The 1,496-nt window shown below is 63.7% G+C and carries 2 protein-coding genes and 1 pseudogene; all 3 read right to left on the reverse strand.

All coding sequences use genetic code 11. The features are described from left to right. Positions 1-96 precede the first annotated feature (96 nt). Positions 97-421: pseudogene (locus D0Z70_RS24420) on the reverse strand (periplasmic heavy metal sensor). A 20-nt stretch (positions 422-441) separates the two neighbouring features. Next, positions 442-726 carry a hypothetical protein gene (locus tag D0Z70_RS24425; protein ID WP_043150728.1) on the reverse strand — a complete coding sequence of 95 codons (285 nt, stop codon included), beginning with the start codon at positions 724-726 and terminating at the stop codon, positions 442-444. A gap of 586 nt (positions 727-1,312) precedes the next feature. Continuing rightward, the coding region (locus D0Z70_RS24430) for a TonB-dependent receptor (protein ID WP_119750792.1) at positions 1,313-1,496 on the reverse strand (184 nt) is incomplete at its 5' end.

A 1,496-nucleotide genomic window follows, 5' to 3' on the forward strand; every position in this document is an offset into this window, starting at 1 on the left:
CCTTGTGCCGGCGCATGATCTCGGCGAAGGCGGCCTGACGTCCAGCGAGCGTCAAGGCGGCGAGTTCGCCGTCCGTGCAGGCCGAAAGTTCAAGACTCACCGCGCGTCTGCGGTCAGCGCCTTAACCACCGCGCGGTCGAACGTCCTCGCCTGGTCGGGCCGCAGGATCTGCCGCATCGCGAACATATGGTTCAACGTCTCCTTTTGGAGCTCGCCCATCGTGCCGTGCGAACGATCGACAGCCGCCGCGACCTGCGGCCCATTGCCATGCTCGACTTCAATGGCGTCGGCGAGCCGCGCGTTGTCGGCCCTGAGTTCNGCTATGAAGTTCCACGCCCGGGCTCGGTGGGGAAGGGAACAACTCGCGCCCAGCCCACACGCCTGCGATCGCTGCCAAGAACACGACGGCCGCGATCAGCATCGTTCTCCGGGCGCCGCTCGTCACTGGAACGCCAGCAAGGTCGAAGGCGCTAGCGGCGTGGCGGGCCCGAAAGGTGTCAGCGCCGGCACCTGCGCAGTCGCCGCTGCGGACGACAAGCCGCCGCCCACCACTCCCAAGGCGACTGCGCCTACCGCTGCCAGCATGCCAGTCCGCAGTGTCACTCCGCCGCCGGCGCGCCGCTCCGCCGCGATCAACCGCATGACATCGCCTTCCAGTTCAGCGAGCCGGGGATGAAGCGGCTGCTCGGCAAGGCGGCGCAAGGCGCTGTCCAAATCCATATCCATGTTCATTCCTCCGCCGTGCTCACATCCTTTACGCACGGCCGGCGAACACCCCTCGAATCCGACGTGAACGAATGTCACTAAGCGGGAACGCCCCCGGGCGCGGCGGCGCACTTTTCCATTGCGTCCAATCGTTCACAGCTCGCACGCAGGCCGGCGATCCACGCGTCCCGCTGTTTCAATTTCCCTGATTAACCTCTGTTGACATTCCGAGCGCAGCTACGGCGGCAACCATGGTGCTCGTTAGGTCAAGCGAGGCGGCGACTATTATGTGCGTGGCGGCTGCCGGCAAGGGCATGGCCGTACATATGCCGACGTTTATCGCGGCCACATAGCGCGATTGGCGACAAGCCGCCGATATTGCTCGTGAGCCGGGCAGCGGCACATGGCCATGCCGCTGCCCGCAGGAGCTGGACGATGGCCAGCGGAATCGTCAAAGAATGGTAGCGGCTCGGTAGATGGACCGACACTATCGACTTCTGGAGGAAATGAATGGGGCGGTTCAGTCTGCCCCCCCGCCGAGGAGGCGGTTTAGTGCGTGCTGAACAACTACGGTGAAAGCATCCAGCACCAAAGGAAAAGCCTTTGCCTAAAAGCTCATTCTAACCGTCGCTCGCGCGGTTGTCGGCGCACCGGGCATGATGTTGTTATCGTTGTAGGCGGACGAGAAATAATTGCTGTCGAGGAGGTTCTCGACGTTGATTTGCGCCTCGATGTGGGGGGTGAGCTTGAAGAACGCGGCGGCATCGACGCGGGTGAACGCAGGCAGGACG

Origin of the sequence: Sphingobium terrigena (assembly GCF_003591655.1) — a bacterium.
In the GTDB taxonomy this organism is placed as follows: domain Bacteria; phylum Pseudomonadota; class Alphaproteobacteria; order Sphingomonadales; family Sphingomonadaceae; genus Sphingobium; species Sphingobium terrigena.